This window comes from Paramylibacter kogurei, assembly GCF_002742285.1.
In the GTDB taxonomy this organism is placed as follows: domain Bacteria; phylum Pseudomonadota; class Alphaproteobacteria; order Rhodobacterales; family Rhodobacteraceae; genus Amylibacter; species Amylibacter kogurei.
Window position 1 is genome coordinate 590,530 of the sequence record NZ_MDGM01000012.1, and the last position, 16,633, is coordinate 607,162.

A 16,633-nucleotide genomic window follows, 5' to 3' on the forward strand; every position below is an offset into this window, starting at 1 on the left:
TTACTGATCCAAGAAACTCCGCAGCTTGCGTGACCGCGACGGATGTTTCAGTTTCCGCAGTGCTTTCGCCTCAATCTGGCGGATACGTTCGCGGGTCACGCTGAACTGTTGACCGACTTCTTCGAGCGTATGATCGGTGTTCATGCCGATGCCAAAGCGCATGCGCAGCACGCGTTCTTCGCGTGGGGTCAGGGATGCCAGCACGCGTGTGGTGGTTTCCTTGAGGTTGCCTTGGATCGCGCTATCCAGTGGTAGGATCGCGTTTTTATCCTCGATGAAATCGCCCAGTTGTGAATCTTCTTCGTCACCAATGGGTGTTTCCAGCGAAATTGGTTCCTTGGCGATTTTCATCACTTTGCGCACCTTTTCCAGTGGCATTTGCAGCTTGGCTGCCAATTCCTCTGGTGTGGGTTCGCGACCAATTTCGTGCAACATCTGGCGCCCTGTGCGCACCAATTTGTTGATCGTTTCGATCATATGCACCGGAATACGGATCGTGCGGGCCTGATCGGCAATGGAACGTGTGATCGCCTGGCGGATCCACCATGTGGCATAGGTTGAAAATTTGTAACCGCGACGGTATTCAAATTTATCCACCGCCTTCATCAGGCCGATGTTACCCTCTTGGATCAAATCAAGGAATTGCAGGCCACGGTTGGTGTATTTTTTCGCAATCGAAATCACCAGACGCAGGTTTGCCTCGACCATTTCTTTTTTGGCGATGCGGGCTTCTTTTTCACCCTTTTGCACTTGGTTCACGATGCGGCGGTATTCGGGAATATCCACACCCACATATTGCCCCACTTGTGCCATTTCAGCGCGAAGCTCTTCGGCCTTGTCGCGGTGTTTTTCGATGAATAGCTGCCAGCCGCGTCCGTCTTTTTCGGCGATTTTATCAAGCCAATTTGGATCAAGCTCTTCGCCGCGATAGGCGTCGATGAATTCACGACGGTTGATGCGGCTTTGGTCGGCCAGTTTCACCATGCCGCTGTCCACAGACATAATTTTGCGGTTGATGCCGTAAAGCTGATCGATCAAGGCTTCGATACGGTTGTTATGAAGGTGAAGCGAATTCACCTGTTCCACAAGCGTTTTGCGCAGTTTTTGATAGGATTGCTCGGACTTGTCGGAAAACTTTTCGCTTTCGTTCAGGGTTGCCGAAATCCGCACGTCCTGCATATCGGACAGTTTTGCGTAGTTTTTCGCGATTTTTTCCAGCGTGATCAACACTTCTGGTTTCAATGCTGCTTCCATTGCGGCGAGGGACAGGTTTGCTTGTTCGTCCTCTTCGTCGTCGTCATCATCATTGGTAATCGGGTCGCCGTCTGCGTCCAGCTCTTGCGCTTTTTCGGCATTGCCATCAGCGCCAGCGGTTGGGGTTGCGGTGACCTCTTCTTCGTCGCCTTCGTCAAGCGTGTCACCGAATGTGGTTTCCAGATCGATCACATCGCGCAGCAAGATTTCCTCTTCCAAAAGCTCGTCACGCCAAATGGTGATCGCTTGGAATGTAAGGGGGCTTTCGCACAGGCCTTCGATCATGGTTTTACGACCCGCTTCGATACGTTTCGCAATCGCGATTTCGCCTTCACGAGACAACAATTCCACGCTGCCCATTTCACGCAGATACATGCGCACAGGATCATCGGTGCGATCCAGCGTCGCCTTGCCCGTTTCGGCCAATGCGATGTCTTTTTTACCGTCATCAACGATTGTGACGTCTTTGACCGCTTCGTCATCATCAACTTCGTCGTCTTCGATAATGTTAATGCCCATTTCAGAGAGCATAGACATCACGTCTTCGATTTGTTCGGATGACACCTGATCAGGGGGCAGAACCTCGTTCAATTCGTCATAAGTGATATAGCCACGCTCGCGCGCAACGGCGATCATCTTTTTGACGGCGGCTTGGGACATATCGCCCATACCCTCTTTTGCGTCGCCCTTGTTTTGATCGTTGGTATCTTTTGCGGCCATGTGATGCTCCTTAAGCGGTGCGGTGATCGCGAATCATGCGAATCACTTAATGTGAGGCGAATCAACACGACAGGTGACTGATTCGCAATGCTATTAGCGTTTTTTCTTTACCCAAATCTCGTCATCGAGCATTTTTTGAAGTTGATTTTTCAATTCTTGCGTGTTTTCATTGCTTGAACCTTGGTCTTCGTCCTCTGCGCGGATCGCTTTTTCGCGTGCTTGGGTGGATTGTTGAATGCGCCATGTGATGCCTTCGTCGGCGAGACCTTGTAAATCTTGTTCTGCTTCTTTGATTTCGTGGGCAGAGCCGATTAATGCGGCATGTTTATCTAATTCTTCTTTAAGAGTGCGTTCGCTGAAATCTGGATTTGTGTTTGCCTTTAAATATGGATGTTCGCGTACAGGTTTGAGCGTGAACAACCGTTCAATGGGGTTATAGCCAAGCTGTTCTGACATCGCTGAAATAAGCGTATCAGAGGCATTATCATTAGATAGTTCGATATGAAGCTTTGCCAAGAGGGCGTTTTGAATTTCGTGCAAATCGGGTGTGGAAATTGGACAGCGTTCCAATGCGGTTTCAAATTTTTGTGCGGCGAATGGATTGCGCATAGCCGCGGCAAGGATCACAGATTCACGCAAACGCGCCATGCCCTGATCCGCCTGCGCGAGCAGTGTGGATTTCGTACCAGCAAGGGCAGGGGCATTGAATGGTTTTCGTGCTGTTCCCGGTTTCCAATTGGGTTGCCACGGGCGATTGGTTCCCGCATTTTTTGGCGCAAATAATGTTGCACGCAAATCTTTGATCGCAGCGCCATAATGATTGCGAATGGATCGATCCTGAATGGTTTTGATCGCATTGCGCAGGCTTGCATCTAATGCGGCGCGTCGCTCTGGGCTATCAAAAACCTTGCCTTCTGTTTCGCGTTGCCACAACAGATCGACCATGGGTTTTGCACCATCTAACACATCTTGCATCGCTTCTGCGCCAGATGCTTTCAACAGATCGTCAGGATCAAGTCCTTCTGGTAAGATACAGAAACGTAACGATTTTCCAGCCTCAAGCAATGGCAGGGCAAGATCAATTAATCGCATTGCTGCATTCATTCCCGCCTTGTCACCATCAAGGGCGATGATGGGTTCGGGATGGATGCGCCACATCAAGGCGAGCTGATCCGCAGTGATTGCGGTACCAAGGGGGGCAACCGCGTGGTTAAACCCAAATTGCGCCAAGGCGATCACATCCATGTAACCCTCGGCAACGATCAGGCAATCGGCCTTGCCTGCGGCCTCGCGTGCGGGGGCGTGGTTGTATAATGACTTGCCCTTATCAAACAGCGGAGTTTCGTTGGAATTGAGATATTTTGCCCGCGCATTTGGGTCCATCGCCCGTCCACCGAATGCAGTACATGCCCCTTGGGCATTGCGAATGGGGAACATGATGCGCCCGCGAAAACGGTCATATGGATGGCCGCCATCATCGGGTTTGATCGCCATGCCACATTCCACGATTTCATCAATCTTGGCACCTTTATCCAACAGGTGTTTGGTCAGCGCAGCGCGATCATTTGGGGCGTATCCCATTTCAAATCGTGTTTGGATTTCACCGCTTAAACCGCGCCCATTGATGTAATCACGCGCAGCAGCGCCAGCGCCCGTATTTAATTGCAGACGAAAATATTGCACCGCCTGTTCCATAACGCCCGCAAGAACCTTGTTCCGGTCATATTTTTCTTGTGCCTTTGGATCACGTGCAGGCATGGGCATGCCAGCCTCGCGTGCCAGAATTTCAATCGCTTCGATAAATCCGACATTTTCAGTTTCGCGCACGAATGTAATCGCATCACCTTTTTGGTGACAGCCAAAGCAATAATAAAATCCCTTGCGGTCATCGACATGAAAGCTCGCGGTTTTTTCGGTGTGAAATGGGCAGGGTGCCCAATAATCACCTTTGGCTGCATTGGTTTTTTTCGATTCCCACATCACCTTGCGCCCGACAACATCGGACAACGACAAGCGATTGCGTAATTCTTCGACAAAACCGGGTGGTAAACTCATGTGGTGAATATCTGTTTTGTGAACGTCCGATGCAAGTGTATAGCAGTGTTATGGATAGAAAAACTTTTGATCAATATTGCGCAAGCCTTCATGCCAGCGAAAACGTGATCCAATGGGGCGATGCGTCTGTGTGGAAAATCGGTGGCAAGATTTTTGCGATTTGTTCCAATTGGGGCGAAGGCGCGGGCAATATCAGTTTCAAATGTTCCGATTTGGCGTATCAGGTGTTAACCGATATGCACGATATCATTCCCGCACCATATTTGGCACGCGCAAAATGGGTGCAATTGGCCGCGCCCGACGCATTGTCGGATGATGAAGTTCGCGCCCATATTGATGCAGCCTATGATATCATCGCGCGAAAACTGACACGGGCGAAACGCGCTGAACTGGGCATTGTCGTGACCTAGGTCATTTCACATCTATGTCATGGCGCAGCGCACCATTGGCACGATCAAACACCAATATCCGATCATCATCGGTGACGATCGCATACCAATCGCGCCCCTGAGTAAATGCCGCAGGCTTTGCACCATCGGGCAGCGTGATTTCAGAAGGTAGCGCAATTGGTGCAGGTTCTTGCGAGAAGCGCATGACAAACAATAAAATCAACGCTACAAAGCCCACGATCATTGTGATCAGCAGGATTGTAATCAAGCGACGCAGAAAGCGCAGGTTGGCTGGTTCTGGCATTTCTTCTTGGGACGTATCGCTCATGGTTGACCTTTCGGATGACATTCTCGTTTTGACGGTAACAGAAACACCGCCGCCACGTCTTGATAAAGCCTTGGCCGAGGTTGTGCCAGAGGGTGTTGCGTTATCGCGCTCGCGTTTGGGCAAATTGATTGAAACGGGTGGGGTGCGCGATGGCGACGGCAATGTGATTGATGTGCTGAAATACAAAGCCAGTGCATTGCAAGAATTTCAAGTTCAATTGCCAGCACCCGAAAATTACGAAGCCGCACAGCCCGAAAATATTCCGTTGGATATTGTGTATGAGGACGATCACCTGATCGTGGTGAACAAGGCGGCGGATATGGTTGTGCATCCCGCACCCGGATCGCCCAATGGCACGCTTGTGAATGCATTGCTGCATCATTGTGGCGATAATTTACAAGGTGTTGGCGGCGAAAAACGCCCTGGCATCGTGCATCGCATCGACAAAGGCACATCGGGTATTTTGGTGGTGGCCAAAACCGATGCGGCGCTGAACGGGTTGGCAGCGCAATTTGCGGATCATTCGATTGATCGACGCTATCAAGCGATTGCAATTGGCGTTCCCAGTAAATCAGATCCACGCTTGGCTGGGATTTCAGGGGTGGGCTTCGAAGATGGCGGGGTGGTGCGCATTGCAACCAATATCGCACGTCACAAAACCGATCGCAAACGCATGGCCGTCACCGCGCATAGCGGACGACATGCCATTACCCGATTGACGGTGTTGGAACGATTTGGTGATCCAGATCGCCCCAATGCATCACTGTTGGAATGTCGTCTGGAAACCGGGCGCACCCATCAAATTCGGGTTCACATGAGCCATATTGGCCATGGGTTGGTGGGTGATCCGATTTATGGACGGCGGCGCAAGCTGGCAACAAGCGGTTATTCGCCTCAAGATGCTGTCTTTATAGACAGTTTCCCGCGCCAATGTTTGCATGCCAGAAGCCTTGGGTTTATTCATCCCGAAACGCAAGAATACATGGAATTTGCTGCGGAAATGCCCGCAGATATGCAGCGGATACGCGAAATTTTGCTGAGCTAATTGATTATTAGGAATGTTGAAAATATTTACTGTGATATTGTAGAATTTACATGAAATAACGCTGCGTATCGCATACAGATACTTGAAATTAACGAGTCGCGTACATAGGTCAACGATGCAGACCTAACTATGCAAGCCGAGGGGGCAAATATGAGCTACCAAAATTTACCAGCACCTTCACCCGAACAAGGGTTGAACCGCTATATGCAAGAAATCCGTACCTTTCCCATGTTGGAACAGGAACAGGAATATATGTTGGCAAAATCTTGGGTTGAAAACGAAGATACGGACGCCGCACATCAATTGGTGACGTCGCATCTGCGTTTGGCTGCAAAAATTGCCATGGGTTATCGTGGTTATGGCTTGCCCACCGCCGAGGTGATTTCAGAGGCAAATGTTGGTCTGATGCAGGCCGTGAAACGGTTTGATCCTGAAAAGGGTTTTCGATTGGCAACATATGCCATGTGGTGGATCCGTGCCAGCATTCAGGAATATATCCTGCGCAGCTGGTCATTGGTAAAAATCGGCACGACATCGGCACAGAAAAAGCTGTTTTTCAACCTTCGCAAAGCCAAGAATAAAATTGGCGCGCTCGAAGATGGCGATATGCGCCCTGAAAATGTGAAACGCATCGCAACCGAATTGAATGTTACCGAGGACGAAGTGATCGCCATGAACCGCCGTATGTCGGGTGGGGATGCGAGCCTGAACGCACAAATCGGCGATAGCGAAGAAGGTGCCGCCGAATGGCAAGATTGGTTAGAGGATGAAACCGCAGACCAAGCAGGCGATTACGAAATGCAAGACGAATTACAAACGCGCCGTAAATTGATGGCAGAGGCCATGAGCGTGTTGAATGATCGCGAAAAAGACATTCTGATGCAGCGCCGTTTACAAGATCGCGCCACAACATTGGAGGAATTGTCAGAGCAATACAGTGTCAGCCGTGAACGCATTCGCCAAATCGAAGTGCGCGCATTTCAAAAGTTACAACATGAAATGCGCAAACTGGCGGTTGAACAAGGCATGATGGCGCCACGCCCGCGCGGGAAATAATCCTGCAAGATTTTTGCCTGTCGGTTATTCTGGCAGGCGGTCGCGCAACACGCGGATCATATTTTCACCCATGACTTTGCGAATTTGCACCTCGGTTAATCCAAGGGCGATTAATTCATGGGTTAATGCGGCCAATTCGGATGTGTCATAACCCACCCGCACAGAGCCATCATAATCCGATCCCAATGAAACGTGATCTTCGCCCAGCAATTTAATTGCAGCGTTTATTGTGGCGGCAACACCTTTGGGTGTGGCATCACAGGTAACATCGGCCCAATACCCGATTGCGATCACGCCACCTTTTTGGGCAATCTCTTTCATCAAATAGTTGGGATAGTTGCGTTTCGCAGGACAATGATTGTATATGCCCGTGTGGCTGACAACGATGGGTGTATCCACGATTTCCAAAACGTCTTTGGCCACTTTGGGGCTGGAATGCGCCAAATCGAGGATCAAGTTTTCATCGTTAAGGCGGCGCACAACCGCGCGCCCAAGATCGGTTAACCCATGATTGCCAACGCCGTGCAATGAACCGCCAAGCTCATTATCAAAGAAATGTTGCAACCCGAACATGCGATACCCCGCATCAATCAGACGATCCAAATTTTCGATGTCACCTTCCAGTGGGTGTGATCCTTCGATGCCGAGCAATCCACCAACAATGCTTTTCCCCGCAGCGCGTTGTTCCAAGACAAATTCCAGATCTCGTTGATTACGGATGATATGCAAATCTTGGGGCGATTTTTCTGCAAATTTATGAAGCTTTTGCGCCTGATAAACAGCGCGTTCAAACAGGCTATTCCAGGTGCGCACGGGCCACATCTGTCCCATTGCAAGCAGGGTGATATTATCACCTGCATCAGCCGAATTATGTTCATAATTCTGGTTTTTCGGGCTTTTGGTGACGACTGTGAACATTTGAATGGCAACATTGCCTTCTTGGAGGCGGGGAATATCCACATGCCCACGATCCGCGCGTTTCAAAAGATTGCGTTTCCACAACAAGCTATCTGCGTGCCAATCCCCAATTGTGAGCGTTTCATGCAATGCCGCAGCATCAGCGGAAACGGGATAGGGATCATGGGTTAACATTGTATTTTGCCCTTTTTCCACAATGGCAGGTGCAAAAATCAGAAAGGCGGCAATGCCCAAAATTGCCAAAACGGGCACGACAATGGCCAAAAACTTTATAAAACGCATGATAGATCCTCCTGTTTGGTGCTATGCAAACAGAAAGAATTGCACCTGAATAGCCCTAACGTGGCGTTGTTTCGTCTTGTTCAAAGTTTTCCATCGGTTAATGTTTCTTTATGTCAATTAAACGAGCCCTTGATCGCGCCAAAATTTGCGTTGAACATTTCCAGCAAACCCATTTTTGCACGGAAAAATTTACGTTGACACGGTTGATGGGTAAAACCAACGCGGTGCACGATCATCATGTGTTTTTGATGCAAAGTAACGCGCGAAAATTGGTGCTAAAGCTGTGTTTTACGGCACGTGAAAAACATGGTCTTGGCGAAGAATTTCGAAACCTGCAAAAAGTGTTTGGTGATTTGGGAAATCAAGGCAGATGTCGCGTTCCCGAGCCCATAGCATATTGTGATGAACCGCGGTATTTTGTGTCTGAATTTATCGAAGGCGAAACAGTTTTTGATCTGTTGCATCGTGCAAAAACCGTTGCCCAACGTGATGACCTGTTTGCAAAGCTGGGTGAATTTACAGCAGCACTACATTTGTCAACGTATGTTGAAACGCGCCCGTTTTGGCCCAAGTTTTATATGTCAAAATTGACCGAGCGTTGGGAAGAAGCCAAAAAAATGGACCTGTGGCGCGATCATGATGTCGACGGATATATCAATCAGTTGCGCAAACAAATGAAACATGTGCGTGGGCGCGATGTGATCAAAGTGTCATCGCATGGTGATTTACACGCACGCAATGTGATGATTGGAGCGAACGCCATTTGGGGTATCGATTTTGCAGGCGCGGGGCATATGATGAATGTGATCGATGTGACAGGATTGATGATTGCGTCTGATTGTAAAACGCCGCCACTTGGCGGTGCGCTGTCCGATCTTGGCTTGGTGAAATCACATCAGGATGCATTTTTCAACGCCTATGCGCCAGCGGGATCATTGACCGAGGTTATGGCATTTTCCATGCGCGCAAATTTGCTGCGCACATGGATTGGTTATAGCGATCAAGACTACGCCACCACCAAGAAACGCAAATCATTTGCCTTGGTTGGTGCGCGTGTGAAACATGCCTTTGGCGATTAATCTTCCATCGCTTCCAATTCATCGATCATGCTGGAAATCAGGGATAAACCTTTGTCCCAGAATTTTGGATCGGACGCATCAAGCCCAAAGGGTGCTAGCAATTCTTTGTGATGTTTGGAACCACCAGCGGACAGCATTTCGAAATATTTGTCTTGGAAATCTGCGCCACCTTCTTCGTACACGGCATAAAGCGCGTTTACCAAACCATCCCCAAACGCATAGGCGTAAACGTAAAATGGGGAATGGATGAAATGGGGGATATAGGCCCAGAATGTTTCGTAACCGTCGCCAAATTCAAACACAGGGCCAAGGCTTTCGCCCTGAACAGACATCCAGATTTCATTGATTTGATCTGGGGTCAGTTCACCATCGGCACGCGCGGCGTGTAATTTACATTCGAAATCGTAAAACGCGATTTGGCGTACGACGGTGTTGATCATATCCTCAACTTTACCCGCCAACAGAATTTTACGCGCAGCCTGATCTGGCGCGTTATCCAACAATTTTCGAAATGTTAGCATTTCACCAAACACACTGGCGGTTTCGGCCAATGTGAGAGGAGTGGAAGACAGCAATTCGCCTTGCTCTGCGGCCAGCACCTGATGCACACCGTGCCCCAATTCATGCGCCAATGTCATTACATCGCGCTGTTTGCCCAGATAGTTCAACATCACATAAGGATGCACATCCGTAACCGTTGGATGTGCGAATGCGCCTGGTGCTTTGCCTGGTTTTACACCTGCGTCAATCCAGCCTTTGGTGAAAAACGGTTCTGCGATCTCTGCCATTTTTGGTGAAAACGCACCATAGGCATCCATCACCATTTTTTTCGCATCATCCCATTGCACCACGGTGTTGTCTTCGCGGGGTAGGGGCGCGTTGCGATCCCATGTTTGCATGGTTTCAAGGCCAAGCCATTTTGCCTTGAGCGCGTAGTACCGGTGCGACAGTTTGGGATAGGCCGCAACCACCGCATCGCGCAATGCCTCCACTACCTCTGGTTCCACATGGTTTGCCAGATGACGCCCCGCTTGGGGTGTGGGCAAACCGCGCCAACGATCTTCGATTTCTTTTTCTTTGGCGAGCGTGTTGGTGATGCGTGCGAACAGATTGATATTATCGGCAAACACGGCGGACAAAGCATGGGTTGCTGCCTCGCGTTTTTCACGATCTGGATCAGACAGCAAATTCAACGTTGCTTCCAAATTCAATTCATCGCTTCCAACAATGAATGTCAGGCTGGCCATGGTTTCATCAAACAAACGGTTCCACGCGGTTGCCCCCACAACCGATTGGTCGTGCAGGAATTTTTCCAATTCGTCAGACAACTGATAGGGTTTCATTGCACGGGTTTTTTCGATGATTGGGGTGTAGCGTGCCAAATCGTCATTTGCCGCCAACAATGCATTGAGCGCATCATCATCAATACGGTTTAATTCAAGCGAGAAAAACACAAGCGGCGTGGAAAAATCGGTGATTTTACCCTGCATGTCAGACATGAATTTTGCGCGTTCCGTATCGGTGGTGTTTTGATAATACCGCAGACCCGCGAATGACATGATACGCCCGCTAATCGCTTGGATTTGTTCATAACGCTGAATGCATTTCAACATGCCAGCGGAATCCAATGATGCCAGTTTACCCTCGTAATCATTGGCAAACGCGCTGCATTCGGTTTCCAGCCATTTCATATCACGCGTGATTTCGGTGCCATCCGTATTGGGATACAGATCCGACAAATCCCATTCTGGCAAATCGCCGAATCCATCCGCATTTTGCGCATCACGCGCATCAAATGTCATTTCGGGGCGGGGCATTGGGTGAAACATGGCAGAATCCTATTGTTTGGTTTGCGAAAACCTAGATTGAACGAAAGGGATGGTCAAAGGGCAAAGCGTTATAATTCGATTTGCTCTTTTTCGGGTGTGGGTTTGATCAGCTTGGGTTCGGGCGCATCGGGTTTGCGCCGAATGATGATATCGCCATTTGGCAGAACCTCTGGCGTTTCATAATAATTCAAATCCCCGATTTGATCGCGCAATGCTTCCATTGTTGGTGCAAATTCTTCGATCATATCTTCGAGTATTGCGGGGGCCTCTTTTGAAAATAGTTCAAGCAATTCCATCAACCGATCAGCGGGCTTTTCCTCTGCTGTGGCGGGAAATGATTGAAGCGCAATCGCGCATAATATCGCAATTCTTGTTTTCATTATATGAATATGGGTGAAACCAGATCGAATTTCCAGCCCCTAGGGCATCGCCAAATCAATCGTCACAGGGAAGTGATCGGATGCCAGCAACAATGCTTTGCGCAGTTTTGGTTTGTTAAAACATTTTGGATGATCAAACGGGTGCCAGATTTTCCAATGCGGGGCCAGAGTTTGCGTGATCGTGTTTGATACCATGATGTAATCTAGCAGCGCATTCAAATATGTTTTTGTGCGATGGTTATAAAATCGTGATGTGGTGGGCATGGCACCAATTCGCGCGGTAAACGCCGCCGCAGCATTTGGATCATACAGGTTCATCGCCTTGTCCGCATTATTGCCCAGCACGATTTCAACGCCGGATTGGCCAAATAATTCTTCGTATACATCCAGCCCTGGACCATCATTAAAATCACCCATGACAATCACATTTTCGCCATCGGACAAATGGGTGTCGACACGTTGGCGTATCCAAATGCATTGCGCCAATTGTTTGCGCCGATTGGCGATGGAAATCGAAATTTCCTCTTCTTTGTTTTTGGCGCCATGTGGTGCTTTTGATTTTGCATGTACTCCGATCAGGCGAAATGTTTCGCCTGTGGCAGCACGCATCGCAACCTCTAGCGGGGGTTTGGAAAATGTCACCAGATCGGGTTGACCATCGGTATCAAGATCAACCTTGAACACAGAGTCAAATCGTGGCGCATTGCGCGCCCCCAATTCGGTGCTTTCGAACCCTTTTGGATCGTGTGAAACCTGCATTTTTTTGGGGTCATACAACAGCGCAATTTCTTGCTGTGTGTCATTTTCAAACCCGACCAATGCCTGATTTTGACGCAAATTAAAATGGTTTGCGAAATTTTCCAACGCGTCCTTTGTGGATTGAACAGAGCCTGAATTGGGCGCCTCTATGATCATGATTGCATCGGCATTTATTGCGCGAAATACACGCCCCAAGGCATTGATTTGTTGACGTTTTGTCACATCATATCGCCCAGACCAGCTGTCGTCGTTGATCAATTCATTATTTTGATCGAACAAGCTGGCGAACCATTCAACATTATATGTGGCCAGTCGCATTATGCTGGCTCATGTGCTTCGTAGATTTCTTCCCATGCTTTGTTGGCGGCAATCATGCGTTTGGTTGCCATGCTGATGGCCTCTTCTGGCAAACCTTGCGCCATCAATTGATCTGGGTGCGTTTCGCGAATGATTTTGCGCCATTTTGCGCGGACTTCGTCGATTGGTGTATCCACATCCACGCCAAGCACATCATATGCATCGGGTTCGGCATCGGGAACAAAGCGCGTGCGCAAACCACGAAAGCTACGTTCATCAATGTTGAATTTGCGTGCAACGGTGTGCACGAAATCGTCTTCGGCAGGGTGGTAATGCCCATCTGCCATTGCAATGTGAAACAATCCTTCGACCAAGTTTTCCAATACGGATGTATCTTGGCTGAACATTTTATAAATCGTTTGGGCGTATACCTCGTAACCGGCAACATCGGTACGGGCCAAATTAAATACTTTGGCGGCCTGTGCTTCGTCGCGTTTGGCGATATGGAACACTTGGCGAAATGCGGCGACTTCGTCTTTGGTTACCAGACCGTCTGCCTTGGCCATTTTTGCTCCAAGCCCGATCACAGCGATGGTAAACGCCACGGATCGCTCCGGTTGTGAACGCAATTTTTCCAATACGGTAGATAGGCTTTCGCCCTTGCTCAATGCGCCGATTGCATCCGATATGCGAAGCCAAATAGACATCTATTATTCCTCGTTATTCATTTAGACAAAAATTTCTGCATTAAAACCAAATCATGCCATTTGGAAAATTTATAGCCCACTTCGCGCAAGGTGGCGACAGTTGAAAAACCGATTTTTTTATGAAATGCGATTGCGGCGGTGTTTTGTGCGCTGACACCTGCCATCAAACAATGCACACCATTTTCGCAACAGTGGTTTTCCAAAACCTGCATCAGTTTGCTGCCAAAGCCCCCTTTGGGCGCATCAGGGGCGAGCATAATGGTGTGTTCCTTGCTATGCGCATAACCAATTCCGTTTCGAAACGTGCCATATGTGGCAAACCCAATCACGCGCCCATCACATTCAGCACAAAAAGTAGCGTGATTTTCATCTGCTTTTTGCGCCAGCATCAATTCAATATCGCTCGCGGATTTTTCCACGGCGTTAAACGTCACGAGTGTTTCGCGAATATAGTGGTTCCAAATATCTGCGATAATTGCAGCGTCATTTTTGGTAGCTGGGCGAATGGTCATAAATTCAGTTTGGGCACAAATTTCAGAAGTGCAAGCATGTTTTCACACTGCAATGAATTGACTTCATTCTCATAAGACGGTGTTATTCGCGCAAACAAAGGAATGATTATGAAATACAATGAATTAGGTGGCACCGGGATCAAAGTTTCAGAACTTTGTCTTGGATCAATGACTTGGGGTACGCAAAACACAACCGCAGAGGGACATGCGCAAATTGATATGGCCTTGGAACATGGGGTTAATTTCATTGATACTGCGGAAATGTATCCCGTAAATCCACTGACCAAGGACACCCAAGGCGACACCGAACGTGTGATTGGGGAATGGGTGGCCAAATCGGGCAAGCGTGACACCGTGGTGATCGCAACCAAAGTGTCGGGTTCGGGATATAAAAACGTGCGTGATGGTGCCCCAATTTCACGCAAGACCATTTTAACGGCAGTGGAAAATTCGCTTCGTTCTTTGCAAACTGATTATATTGATTTGTATCAGTTGCACTGGCCAAATCGCGGATCGTATATGTTTCGGCAAAATTGGCATTACGATCCCAGCTCCCAAAATAAATCGCAAACCATTGACCATATGAACGAAGTGTTGAATGTGCTGAATGAATTGGTACAGACAGGCAAAATTCGCGCGGTAGGTTTGTCAAACGAAAGTGCATGGGGCACAACACAATGGGTGCAACAGGCGGATTTAAACGGTTTGCCGCGCATGGCGACGATTCAAAATGAATACAGTTTGCTGTGTCGTTTGTTCGATACTGATCTGGCGGAAACATGTCACAACGAAAACGTTGGGTTGTTGGCTTATTCACCTTTGGCAACGGGATTGCTCACGGGGAAATATCAAAACGGTGCCGTGCCCGAAGGTTCACGCAAATCGCTGGTAAATAATCTAGGCGGGCGCACGTCGGATCGGGTGTGGGAAGCGGTTGATGCGTATTTAGCGGTGGCGAACAAACATGGCATTGATCCAACACAAATGGCATTGGCGTGGTGTTTAACGCGCCCGTTCATGGCATCAGTCATTTTTGGTGCGACCAGTTTGGATCAGCTTGAAAATAGCCTGAAATCATCACAACTTACACTTTCGGATGATGTGTTGAACGACATCGCCGCCGCTCATAAATCGCACCCGATGCCTTATTGATGGCACGTAATTGATGGCCCTGTGGATTCCCATCACGATTGGTGCTGCGTTTGCGCAGAACCTGCGGTTTATGTTGCAAAAACATTTGCGCGCGACAGGGTTATCAACGGGTGGGGCGACATTTGCGCGATTTGTGTTTGCCTTTCCATTGGCGGGATTATTGTCCGCGTTGATATTGTTTACACGCAGCGAAACCTTGCCCACGTTTGGTTCGCGGTTTTGGGTGTTTGCCAGCCTTGGGGGTGTGGCGCAAATTATTGCAACCATGTGTGTTGTAGCATTATTTGCACAGCGCAATTTTGCCGTTGGCATCACCTTTAAAAAGACAGAGGTCGTTTTGGCGGCGGTGTTTGGGCTGATTGTTTTGGGGGATCGCATTTCGGCCAATGGATTTTTTGCGATTATACTTGGGCTTGTTGGTGTGATTATTCTGTCGGACAAGCCTGATTTGGTCATTGCGAAAAAATGGTATCAATCGCTTTGGAACAGATCAGCAGCACTTGGGATTTCATCGGGTGCATTGTTTGGCTTTTCAGGGATCGCATATCGCGGCGCATCGCTATCGCTGGGGCATGGTGATTTTTTGTTACGTGCGACAATTACATTAGCCTGTGTTACCGCGTTTCAAACCCTGATTATGGCGGTGTATTTGCGCATCTCCGAACGTGGGGAATTGCGCCGTGTATTTGCAGCCTGGCGTGTAACGGCACTGGTTGGTTTAACGGGCATGATCGGGTCGTGGTTCTGGTTCATGGCATTCACCTTGCAAAACGCAGCCTATGTCAAAGCGTTGGGTCAGATCGAATTGGTGTTCACCTTTATCGGATCATATTTTGTGTTCAAAGAACGCAACAGCAAACGCGAATTGATCGGGATTGCGTTGGTGGTTTTGTCGATACTTGTGCTTATTTTATGGCACTAAGAAGCATTGGCGATAATCGCGGCCAATGCGATGGATGCAAGGCGTGCCTCTGCGGGGTCGGCGCGGCTGGTTAATAGTATCGGAACTTTTGCGCCCATCACAACACCTGCGGCACATGCGCCAGCGGTGTAAACCAATGCTTTGAACAACGCATTGCCTGATACAATATCTGGAACGATGATTGCATCGGCATTGCCCGCAACGGGATCATCCATGCCCTTGGTTTTTGCGGCATCGCGAGACAAGATCAAATCCATTGCCAAGGGGCCAGATACATCTGCATCTAAAATTTCGCTTGCTGCCCAGTCGGACAAATCTTTGGCATCAATGGATGATGGCACGGATGGAATGGGTGTTTCTGTTGCCGATAAAATCGCGATTTTTGGGCGTTTTTGACCCAACAATTGCATCAGCTTTGCACATTGTATCACCGCAGATTGGCGGGTTTTCATATCGGGGGTTACATTCACCGCCGCGTCTGAAATCAACAATGGGCGGCTGTTGCCTTGGGTCATGTGGAAAATATGAACTAGCCGTTGATCCGTGCGCAAACCTGCATCACGGTTCAATGCAGCCTTCATGAACACATCTGTGTGCAAATGGCCCTTCATCAATACATCTGCGCGGCCTTCACCACACAAATGTGCCGCGGCGATTGCGCTTTCTTCTTCGCCCTGTGCATCAATGATTTCAAATTGCGATATGTCCCAGCCCAATGCGATGGCCTGAACAGAAATTTCATTGGCATCACCTGTGAAAACCGGGGTCATTAACCCCGCTAGCGTTGCCTCCATTGCTGCTTGCATCGGAAGGGTCGCACCCGCCTGTGCAATTACCACACGTGGCGCTGGGCACTTTTTGGCCTGTGCCAGCAATGATTTGGGTGCTGTGATTTTTGCATCGTTCAAAAAGGCAGTGTTCGTCATAAATGTCATTCTCTGAGATGTTT

The 16,633-nt window shown here is 48.9% G+C and carries 16 protein-coding genes; 6 read left to right on the top strand and 10 right to left on the bottom strand.

From position 1 onward, the window contains the following. Positions 1–1,974 (bottom strand): RNA polymerase sigma factor RpoD, encoded by a 1,974-nt coding sequence (rpoD, locus tag BFP76_RS08410; RefSeq protein WP_099592747.1) that lies wholly within the window; start codon positions 1,972–1,974, stop codon positions 1–3. Between the two features lie 93 nt (positions 1,975–2,067). Continuing rightward, the gene (gene dnaG / locus BFP76_RS08415) at positions 2,068–4,029 is read right to left on the bottom strand and encodes a DNA primase (RefSeq protein ID WP_099592749.1); all 1,962 of its coding nucleotides are present in this window, start codon (positions 4,027–4,029) and stop codon (positions 2,068–2,070) included. Between the two features lie 50 nt (positions 4,030–4,079). On the opposite strand from dnaG, the gene BFP76_RS08420 reads away from it, so the two are divergent. Further along, on the top strand, positions 4,080–4,439 hold the full coding sequence (locus BFP76_RS08420; RefSeq protein WP_099592751.1) for an MmcQ/YjbR family DNA-binding protein: 360 nt from the start codon (positions 4,080–4,082) through the stop codon (positions 4,437–4,439). A gap of 1 nt (position 4,440) precedes the next feature. Here BFP76_RS08420 and BFP76_RS08425 read toward each other — a convergent pair whose 3' ends face one another. Next, a complete protein-coding gene (locus BFP76_RS08425; protein ID WP_099592752.1) occupies positions 4,441–4,746 on the bottom strand; it encodes a DUF6476 family protein in 306 nt (101 codons plus the stop codon). Here BFP76_RS08425 and BFP76_RS08430 point away from each other — a divergent pair. Together BFP76_RS08430 and rpoH are read left to right on the top strand one after the other, a co-directional pair. Then, positions 4,745–5,791: an RluA family pseudouridine synthase gene (locus BFP76_RS08430; RefSeq protein ID WP_099592753.1), complete on the top strand. Its 1,047-nt coding sequence runs from the start codon at positions 4,745–4,747 to the stop codon at positions 5,789–5,791. The two genes, BFP76_RS08425 and BFP76_RS08430, sit on opposite strands and share 2 nt — an antisense overlap. A gap of 150 nt (positions 5,792–5,941) precedes the next feature. After that, positions 5,942–6,847: an RNA polymerase sigma factor RpoH gene (gene rpoH / locus BFP76_RS08435; protein ID WP_099594012.1), complete on the top strand. Its 906-nt coding sequence runs from the start codon at positions 5,942–5,944 to the stop codon at positions 6,845–6,847. 24 nt (positions 6,848–6,871) lie between these two features. Here rpoH and BFP76_RS08440 read toward each other — a convergent pair whose 3' ends face one another. Beyond that, the gene (locus BFP76_RS08440) at positions 6,872–8,047 is read right to left on the bottom strand and encodes a dipeptidase (protein WP_099592755.1); all 1,176 of its coding nucleotides are present in this window, start codon (positions 8,045–8,047) and stop codon (positions 6,872–6,874) included. A 110-nt stretch (positions 8,048–8,157) separates the two neighbouring features. On the opposite strand from BFP76_RS08440, the gene BFP76_RS08445 reads away from it, so the two are divergent. Then, the gene (locus BFP76_RS08445) at positions 8,158–9,126 is read left to right on the top strand and encodes a phosphotransferase family protein (protein WP_099592757.1); all 969 of its coding nucleotides are present in this window, start codon (positions 8,158–8,160) and stop codon (positions 9,124–9,126) included. On the opposite strand, the gene BFP76_RS08450 is transcribed toward BFP76_RS08445, so the two are convergent. The 5 genes from BFP76_RS08450 to BFP76_RS08470 form a co-directional block, all read right to left on the bottom strand. After that, entirely contained in the window at positions 9,123–10,955 is a 1,833-nt protein-coding gene (locus tag BFP76_RS08450; RefSeq protein WP_099592758.1) for a M3 family oligoendopeptidase, read from the bottom strand. The two genes, BFP76_RS08445 and BFP76_RS08450, sit on opposite strands and share 4 nt — an antisense overlap. Before the next feature lie 68 nt (positions 10,956–11,023). Beyond that, positions 11,024–11,335: a hypothetical protein gene (locus tag BFP76_RS08455; RefSeq protein ID WP_099592760.1), complete on the bottom strand. Its 312-nt coding sequence runs from the start codon at positions 11,333–11,335 to the stop codon at positions 11,024–11,026. Between the two features lie 39 nt (positions 11,336–11,374). Then, positions 11,375–12,412: an endonuclease/exonuclease/phosphatase family protein gene (locus BFP76_RS08460; RefSeq protein ID WP_099592761.1), complete on the bottom strand. Its 1,038-nt coding sequence runs from the start codon at positions 12,410–12,412 to the stop codon at positions 11,375–11,377. Further along, the gene (locus BFP76_RS08465; protein WP_099592763.1) at positions 12,412–13,098 is read right to left on the bottom strand and encodes a tellurite resistance TerB family protein; all 687 of its coding nucleotides are present in this window, start codon (positions 13,096–13,098) and stop codon (positions 12,412–12,414) included. The genes BFP76_RS08460 and BFP76_RS08465 overlap by 1 nt, the downstream gene beginning before the upstream one ends. Before the next feature lie 17 nt (positions 13,099–13,115). After that, on the bottom strand, positions 13,116–13,610 hold the full coding sequence (locus tag BFP76_RS08470) for a GNAT family N-acetyltransferase (protein ID WP_099592765.1): 495 nt from the start codon (positions 13,608–13,610) through the stop codon (positions 13,116–13,118). 108 nt (positions 13,611–13,718) lie between these two features. On the opposite strand from BFP76_RS08470, the gene BFP76_RS08475 reads away from it, so the two are divergent. After that, positions 13,719–14,762 carry an aldo/keto reductase gene (locus BFP76_RS08475; RefSeq protein WP_099594013.1) on the top strand — a complete coding sequence of 348 codons (1,044 nt, stop codon included), beginning with the start codon at positions 13,719–13,721 and terminating at the stop codon, positions 14,760–14,762. A gap of 13 nt (positions 14,763–14,775) precedes the next feature. After that, on the top strand, positions 14,776–15,684 hold the full coding sequence (locus BFP76_RS08480; protein WP_099592766.1) for a DMT family transporter: 909 nt from the start codon (positions 14,776–14,778) through the stop codon (positions 15,682–15,684). Here the strand turns inward: BFP76_RS08480 and BFP76_RS08485 are convergent. Continuing rightward, positions 15,681–16,610, bottom strand: coding sequence for a phosphate acyltransferase (locus BFP76_RS08485; protein ID WP_099594015.1), 930 nt, complete (start codon positions 16,608–16,610; stop codon positions 15,681–15,683). The genes BFP76_RS08480 and BFP76_RS08485 overlap by 4 nt on opposite strands. Between the last annotated feature and the right edge of the window lie 23 nt (positions 16,611–16,633).

Coding starts and splice junctions, on each gene's coding strand:
- rpoD (WP_099592747.1), bottom strand. CDS start 1,974: ATGGCCGCAAAAGATACCAACGATCAAAACAAGGGCGACGCAAAAGAG.
- dnaG (WP_099592749.1), bottom strand. CDS start 4,029: ATGAGTTTACCACCCGGTTTTGTCGAAGAATTACGCAATCGCTTGTCG.
- BFP76_RS08420 (WP_099592751.1), top strand. CDS start 4,080: ATGGATAGAAAAACTTTTGATCAATATTGCGCAAGCCTTCATGCCAGC.
- BFP76_RS08430 (WP_099592753.1), top strand. CDS start 4,745: ATGGTTGACCTTTCGGATGACATTCTCGTTTTGACGGTAACAGAAACA.
- BFP76_RS08425 (WP_099592752.1), bottom strand. CDS start 4,746: ATGAGCGATACGTCCCAAGAAGAAATGCCAGAACCAGCCAACCTGCGC.
- rpoH (WP_099594012.1), top strand. CDS start 5,942: ATGAGCTACCAAAATTTACCAGCACCTTCACCCGAACAAGGGTTGAAC.
- BFP76_RS08440 (WP_099592755.1), bottom strand. CDS start 8,047: ATGCGTTTTATAAAGTTTTTGGCCATTGTCGTGCCCGTTTTGGCAATT.
- BFP76_RS08445 (WP_099592757.1), top strand. CDS start 8,158: ATGTCAATTAAACGAGCCCTTGATCGCGCCAAAATTTGCGTTGAACAT.
- BFP76_RS08450 (WP_099592758.1), bottom strand. CDS start 10,955: ATGTTTCACCCAATGCCCCGCCCCGAAATGACATTTGATGCGCGTGAT.
- BFP76_RS08455 (WP_099592760.1), bottom strand. CDS start 11,335: ATGAAAACAAGAATTGCGATATTATGCGCGATTGCGCTTCAATCATTT.
- BFP76_RS08460 (WP_099592761.1), bottom strand. CDS start 12,412: ATGCGACTGGCCACATATAATGTTGAATGGTTCGCCAGCTTGTTCGAT.
- BFP76_RS08465 (WP_099592763.1), bottom strand. CDS start 13,098: ATGTCTATTTGGCTTCGCATATCGGATGCAATCGGCGCATTGAGCAAG.
- BFP76_RS08470 (WP_099592765.1), bottom strand. CDS start 13,610: ATGACCATTCGCCCAGCTACCAAAAATGACGCTGCAATTATCGCAGAT.
- BFP76_RS08475 (WP_099594013.1), top strand. CDS start 13,719: ATGAAATACAATGAATTAGGTGGCACCGGGATCAAAGTTTCAGAACTT.
- BFP76_RS08480 (WP_099592766.1), top strand. CDS start 14,776: ATGGCCCTGTGGATTCCCATCACGATTGGTGCTGCGTTTGCGCAGAAC.
- BFP76_RS08485 (WP_099594015.1), bottom strand. CDS start 16,610: ATGACGAACACTGCCTTTTTGAACGATGCAAAAATCACAGCACCCAAA.